The sequence below is a fragment of the Bacillus sp. Xin1 genome, from assembly GCF_013314535.1.
Lineage (GTDB): Bacteria > Bacillota > Bacilli > Bacillales > Bacillaceae_G > Bacillus_A.
In genome coordinates this window covers 24661-31578 of record NZ_JABUAE010000040.1, presented here as the reverse complement: position 1 = coordinate 31578, position 6918 = coordinate 24661, and the positions used below count along the sequence as shown (strand labels likewise).

Here is a 6918-nt window from a genome sequence, read left to right as displayed (position 1 = left end):
TTGGAAAATCGCTGATATATTTGAAGGAACGGTTGATATCGTTTTATTGATTATGATGATTATACGAATGTACGTTCTTTTCCGGCTGTTTTGTAGTACAATTTAGAAAGAAGATAAAGAAGGAAATCTTGCCGCAAGAAAAAATATACAGTTTATCCCGCATTAACGAGCAGTAATACTTCCACCTCAAAATTCGGCGCAAGCAAAGAAGGTAGGTCGGAGATAAACTGCCCGTAAAAGCCCGATTGGTGAAGGCTGATAATCAGTGGGGGGAAGAAAAAACCCACTGATTAAAGTTTCACTTTATTAAAATTGTATCAGCATGGTCATAAATTGTACGCTTACTCCGCAGAAATAAACTATTACAGCCACCTTAACAAAACTTCCTCATGTAGATTGAATCCCGATCATAAGTAAGAAACAGAAGTCTGATGTTCAAAATTCCGAAAAATGAAAGAGGATGATTGGAATGGAAGAAAAAGAAATAGATTTGCTCCTTTCTCATATGATTATGGATATTATAGACGAGCATGTTGCGTTTAAATGGGAAGCTACGAAAGAACCATTTATTAACCCATACAATGGTAGAGTAAGCTATGATTATTCTGGAGAGGTCAAGAAAATGACAAAAGAGAATCTAAAAGAGATTGAAAAGACATTGGGGGAAAATGATGCTTCCATGCTTTTTGAATCTAAATTGGATGAGCTGTTAGATACAATTCATATTAATAGTTGGACTGCTACTTACACATCAAACCTCGGAAAACATTGGATCAGCTTTAAGGATCTAGTTGAAGAAAAGTATAATGAATGGAAGTATGAGAACTTTGAATTATATGATGAGGACGGTGAAGAGATAAACGAGGAGTTAGCAGAAGAGCTAGATGGTTTGTTTTTTTCTTTTTTTCGTAATACTTCTCATGAAATATATGTAGCTAAGTTATTGAAAAAAATAGAGTGATTAATAGTTTTTCAAAAATAGATTCGAATTTTACAAAGGATACAGATGTAGAGAGGGGACTACTTGTTAAAGTGGTCTTTTTTTGTTTGCCTTAGATAAATCAATTCAATAGAGAAAAATATCTATTTTAAACCTATGCTACAATAAAGAAAGAATATAAATAAGGAAGTGGAAGTATGGATGTATTACAATTTGTGCAATCATACATAATGAAAAGTGCTGAAAAGATTGATCGTTTATATGTACGTAAAGAGCACAATGTAACGAATGATTATCTTCACTACTTTTTGCTCTCGCATTACTGAAAACAATTGAAGCATCTCCAGGTTATATTATTCTTGATGAGTATGATAGCGCACTTGATGATAATCGAAAAAAGTATTTAAATCATTTTTCAAAATCAATTGCTGTCACGCATGATGCGAGTGTGCCGGTTAGTAAGCTGATACCGATTAAGAGAGTTGGAACTGCTGATTAAAGTTTCACTTTATAAGGATTCCTATAAATTAAAAGAAAAAAGGTGTTCAATATGTTAATAAATAAAATCGTATTAGATCTGATTGGGGAAATTAAAAAAACGGATCTTTGGAACGTCATGCCTCCTCAAGAAAAGGAACGTTTGGCCGAAATTATAAAATTTGTTGGTGGACAAGATGTAGAAGAGGTAAGAGAAAAAAAGCCTGTGAAACCTGCTATCTATCAATTTAAAGTTACATTAAAGGGAATTCGCCCACCAATTTGGAGAAGATTTCTAATTGCTAATCAAATAACATTTGTAGAGTTACATGATGTGATTCAAATTGTAATGGGGTGGCAAAATTCTCATTTATACAGTTTTGATACTGGAGATGCACATGTTGAATTTCGAGACGATTCATTTGATTTCTTCCCATCCTCTGTTGAAAAATACGATGCACAAGAAACGCAGGTAGGAGAATTAATAACAGAAGAAAAACAAAAATGTAGTTATACATATGACTTTGGTGATGATTGGGATCACCAGCTCGTACTCGAGAAAATATTACCGATTGATGAGGAGATTACTGTTCCTATATGTCAAAAAGGAAAACGTGCATGCCCACCTGAAGATTGCGGAGGAGTTTATATGTATAACGAAATTCAAACCGCATTAAAAGGTGAAGGTGAACTAGACGAAGGAATGGAAGAATGGCTCGGAGAATTTGATCCAGAGGAATTTGATTTGATGTTTGTGAACAGGGTTTTGGAGATGTATGCTGCTGGGGAAAGTATTATATGATGATGAGGCATAAAAGCTTTGATAAGTTGGTAGATAAACTCACAGACAAGCATCCATGAGAAATTATTGGATATTATTGAAAGAAAGGCTGTTTTCTCTTGCAAAATGGAAATCACAGCCGTTATCCAAAAGCTGTTAAACATTTTAAAAAGGTAAAAAGTATTTATGAAAAGAAGTTACAAGAACAAGATGTGTGGGAAAAACGTTTAGAAGCACTAAAAACGAAGTAAGCATTGATAAATGCATTGCGAGTAATTGAATAAGTGAAGGAGCTATTTCGGTTTGAAATAGCTCTTTTTTAAGTTATATTTCAATTAAATCATACTTGACCAATCGGAATAATATTCTTACAATTATTGTTAATTAAATTTAGGAGTTGACTAGACCACTAGAGACTTTATTTCGCTTTTTGGAATAAGTCTCTTTTTGCATTTAAAGGGGGAGATACATGATATACAACAGTTTCGACACAGTAATTTTAATATGAACGAGGTGGGGAAAATGAAGAAAAAGAAAAGTATTTTTTATATTTATGTCGTAACAATATTGAGTGTATTAACCATTTTAACTGGATGTAGTTTAGGAAATAAAGAAACAGCCGGAAAAGAAAAAGGAGATAAAACAATTAGGATTGGCTATCAAAAAGGGAATACGCTTAACATTTTAAAAGAGAATGGTTATTTAGAAGATAGGTTGAAAAAAGAGGGATATAAGGTAGAATGGAAGTTTTTCACGACAGGTGGATTACTTATGGAAGCTTTAGCTATTGGAAATATTGATTATGGGCATGGAGCGGATGGGCCTGGTATTGTTGCTCAAGCTACAAATAAACCAATTGTCTATGTAGGTGCTGATAAACCGAATCCTGAGGGTGTGGGATTAATGGTAGCGAAAGATTCTGGCATTACAAAAATAGGAGAATTGAAGAGGAAAAAGATTGCAGTAGTAAAAGGAGGCAATCACCACTATTTAACGGTATTAGCATTAGAAAAAGAGGGGATAAAGTTAGAGGAAGTTCAATTTGTTTACACGAAAGATGCTTCTGAAGGAAGAGCATTATTTGAAACAAAACAAGTAGATGCGATTGCTTCGTGGGATCCGTTTTTTGCGGGACTTGAAAATGACTTAAAACCAATCACTCTTATAGATGGTGGTAATGAGTATCCAAACCGGACTTTTTATTTTTCTAATCATGATTTTTCAAAGAAACACCCTGAGTTAATTAAGATTATTTTAGAAGAAACAAACAAATCGGATTTATGGGCGAACAAACATAAAAAAGAGGTAGTCCAACTTCTTGCGAAAACGCTTGGTTTGAAAGAAGAAATTTTGAAGAGAGCAATTGAGAGAAGACAATATGGTGTAGATAATATTTCAGAAGATATCATTCAACCACAGCAAGAGCAGGCGGATGTTTTTTGCCGCATCGGATTAATACCTAACAAAATTTCTGTAAAAGATGTGATGCCAATTCAAAATGCTTGGGCGCCAAACTTAAATGATAAATAGGGGGAGAGTATAATGAGAAATAAATTTATTTATAACGTATTACCTTGGATTCTCCCCGTTATTTTGCTTATTCTTTGGCAGCTGATCTCTACATTTGAAGTTGTATCAACAAATTTATTTCCATCGCCACTCACGGTAGTGCAGTCTGCTTGGGCATTAATAACGAGTGGACAATTATTGTACCATTTGGAAGCGAGCTTAGGCCGGGCGTTAATCGGGACAATTATTGGCGGGACGATCGGATTTTTGCTTGGTGTGTCAAATGGGGTATCTAAGGTTTCGCACCGTATTTCAGATACGACAATTCAAATGATTCGAAATGTGCCGCATCTTGCTCTAGTACCGTTAGTAATTATATGGATGGGAGTAGATGAGGGCGCGAAAATCTTTTTAGTTGCACTTGGTGTTATGTTTCCAGTTTATATTAATACGTATCATGGCATTCGTACAGTTGACCCAGGGTTTATTGAGATGGGGAAAATGTATGGATTAAATAGATAGCAGCAGTTTACAAGAATATTATTACCAGGAGCGTTACCATCTATTTTTTTAGGAGTGCGCTATGCGCTTGGTGTGATGTGGTTAACTCTTATCGTTGCAGAAACATTAGCTACGCAAAGAGGAATCGGTTATTTAGCTACAAATGCAAGGGAATTCATGCAGGCGGATATTATCATTATTAGTATTGTACTATATGCCTTATTTGGAAAAACGGCAGATTTATTAGCGTACTGGGGGGAAAGAAAAGCGCTTAGATGGCATCCGAATTACAGGAAACAATAGGAGGGAGTATATGTCAAAGGCAGCGACTGAACTTGAAGTTTCGGAAGGAATAGAAAGTGGTGTTCAAATTAGTTTAAAACATGTAGAGAAAAGATTTGAACAAACAGAGGTATTAAAAGGAATCAATTTAAACATTCATTCAGGAGAATTTGTTGCAGTAGTCGGGAAAAGTGGAAGTGGAAAAAGTACACTACTACGACTAATTGCAGGAGTAGAAACGCAAACTTCGGGAGAATTATTATTTAATAATGTTTCAGTAAAAGATTCAAAAGTAAAAGTGACAATGATGTATCAAGATTCTAGGTTGTTACCTTGGGAGAAAGTTATAAATAACGTTGCGTTAGGAATAAAAGATGATTGGGAACGAAAGGCAGAGGAAGCATTAGAAGCTGTTGGCCTACTTTCTTTAAAAAAAAGAATGGCCTGCCACGTTATCAGGTGGTCAAAAACAACGTGTTGCATTAGCGAGAGCACTTGTTCATGAACCAACTCTATTACTATTAGATGAACCGCTTAGTGCTTTAGATGCACTGACGAGACTTGAAATGCAAAATTTAATTGAAACAATATGGCTAAAGAATAAATTTACAACCATTTTGGTGACACATGATGTGAGAGAAGCAGTACGATTAGCAGATCGAATTATATTAATTGAAGATGGTTATATCTCTATGAATATTGTAAATCATGCACCACGTCCTAGAAAACTATCAGATACTTTGCTTGGTACATTAGAAAATAAAGTGCTTGAGAAAATTGTTGGGGAAGCTTAGAAAGAAAAAATGGTTCGGATTTTTGATTGATATAGCAAAAGAGCCCTCATTCTAATTGCCCCTGATTGTCACACATAATTAACAATCAGGGGCAGTTTATTTATCAAGGGGCTTTTTAGAGTGAATCTTTGTTTTAGACATTTATGCTATTTAAGAGTGCCTAGAACCAGACTTGCGAGCAGCTAATGTATTTTCATCGTCCAGTTCTGCCTCAATGTGAGAGGTTTTCGAAGACTCGCCCATACGCCAATAGGTGATGAAGCTTATCGCAATACAACCAGCTACATAGAAGTAGAAAAGCGATTCGTGTCCAATGCTCTTCAGCCATAACGCAATGAACTCTGCCGTCCCGCCAAATACGGCAACAGTAATTGCATAAGGGAATCCCACGCCAAGGGCACGGATTTCAGTTGGGAAGAGCTCGGCTTTCACGATCGCATTGATGGAAGTATAACCAGTAACAATAATGAGGCCGACCATCATAAGCAAGAAAGCAACGATAGGATAAGTCGTTTGCTCCATAATTAGGAACAGCGGAACTGTCAGTAAAGTCCCTAGGATACCGAAACCAATCAATAGCGGACGTCGTCCAATCCGGTCAGATAACATACCGGCAATCGGTTGAAGTACGACGAATACCAGTAAGGCGATAAAGTTAATCCAGCTAACGACTTCCTTAGGAAGGCCTACAGTATTTACCATGAATTTCTGTAAATACGTCGTGTAAGTATAGAAGGCAACAGTTCCACCGAGTGTTAGCCCGACTACTGTTAATACTGCCTTAGGATGTTTCATCAGCGCCCGAATGGTTCCAGCATTCTCACGACTTTCAGAATCCATTTTTGAGAACTGCTCCGACTCATCCATCGTACGGCGCAGCCACAATACAGCTACTGCTCCCATTGCTCCGATGATGAAGGGAATACGCCAGCCCCAAGACTTCATATCCGGCTCGCTGAGTATTTGCTGGAGAACGATCTGAACACCAAGTGCTACCAGCTGTCCCGCAACAAGTGTTACGTATTGAAAGCTCGAGTAGAAACCACGTCGGCCACTGCTGGCCATCTCGGACAAGTATGTAGCCGAAGTTCCATACTCTCCACCTAATGACAACCCTTGAAGCAGACGTGCGAGAACGAGAATAATAGGGGCCATTATACCAATGGTGCTATAACCTGGGGTACAGGCAATAATGAGAGAACCACCAGCCATGATAGTGATAGAAAGCGTCAATGCAGCACGTCGACCATAACGATCAGCGTAACGCCCCATCAGTAAGCTTCCGAGCGGACGCATCAAGAAGCCGACGGCAAAGATGGCTGCCGTATTAAGCAATTGACTGGTCGGATCTCCCTTAGGGAAGAACTCTGCTGAGAAATACACGGCGAAAGCAGAATAGACGTACCAGTCGTACCATTCAATCAGATTTCCAATTGAACCTTTGAAGATGTTTCCTGTGATGCGCCTTGTATTTGCGCGCTCGATAGATTGAGACATGATTAAAACCTCCCGTTGAACAAAGTTTCTTTTCTACATTTGAAAAACATCATCATAAACTAAAAAAAATGAAAGCGGATTCAATATAAAAAGAATTATAATATTCTGTCAAATTAATCGCAATATAATGAAAATTT

At 37.0% G+C, this 6918-nt stretch carries 7 protein-coding genes and 2 pseudogenes; 8 read left to right on the top strand and 1 reads right to left on the bottom strand.

Features of this window, described 5'->3' with window-relative positions:
- Positions 1 to 469 precede the first annotated feature (469 nt).
- The 8 genes and pseudogenes from HRG09_RS23340 to HRG09_RS29570 all read left to right on the top strand — a co-directional run bounded on the left by HRG09_RS23340 (position 470) and on the right by HRG09_RS29570 (position 5284).
- Positions 470 to 961: a hypothetical protein gene (locus tag HRG09_RS23340; RefSeq protein WP_174103172.1), complete on the top strand. Its 492-nt coding sequence runs from the start codon at positions 470 to 472 to the stop codon at positions 959 to 961.
- Between the two features lie 176 nt (positions 962 to 1137).
- Positions 1138 to 1266 carry a hypothetical protein gene (locus tag HRG09_RS29440; RefSeq protein WP_262386280.1) on the top strand — a complete coding sequence of 43 codons (129 nt, stop codon included), beginning with the start codon at positions 1138 to 1140 and terminating at the stop codon, positions 1264 to 1266.
- 224 nt (positions 1267 to 1490) lie between these two features.
- Positions 1491 to 2219, top strand: coding sequence for a plasmid pRiA4b ORF-3 family protein (locus tag HRG09_RS23335; RefSeq protein WP_174103171.1), 729 nt, complete (start codon positions 1491 to 1493; stop codon positions 2217 to 2219).
- Between the two features lie 98 nt (positions 2220 to 2317).
- Entirely contained in the window at positions 2318 to 2449 is a 132-nt protein-coding gene (locus HRG09_RS29435; protein WP_262386279.1) for a hypothetical protein, read from the top strand.
- 271 nt (positions 2450 to 2720) lie between these two features.
- A complete protein-coding gene (locus HRG09_RS23330) occupies positions 2721 to 3728 on the top strand; it encodes an aliphatic sulfonate ABC transporter substrate-binding protein (protein WP_174103170.1) in 1008 nt (335 codons plus the stop codon).
- Positions 3729 to 3740: 12 nt separating this feature from the next.
- Positions 3741 to 4511: pseudogene (locus HRG09_RS23325) on the top strand (ABC transporter permease subunit).
- 10 nt (positions 4512 to 4521) lie between these two features.
- Positions 4522 to 4872: pseudogene (locus HRG09_RS29575) on the top strand (ATP-binding cassette domain-containing protein); the annotation flags it as partial.
- Between the two features lie 184 nt (positions 4873 to 5056).
- Positions 5057 to 5284: a P-loop NTPase family protein gene (locus tag HRG09_RS29570; protein ID WP_309232322.1), complete on the top strand. Its 228-nt coding sequence runs from the start codon at positions 5057 to 5059 to the stop codon at positions 5282 to 5284.
- 150 nt (positions 5285 to 5434) lie between these two features.
- On the opposite strand, the gene HRG09_RS23315 is transcribed toward HRG09_RS29570, so the two are convergent.
- A complete protein-coding gene (locus HRG09_RS23315) occupies positions 5435 to 6781 on the bottom strand; it encodes an MFS transporter (RefSeq protein ID WP_174103169.1) in 1347 nt (448 codons plus the stop codon).
- Positions 6782 to 6918: the final 137 nt, after the last annotated feature.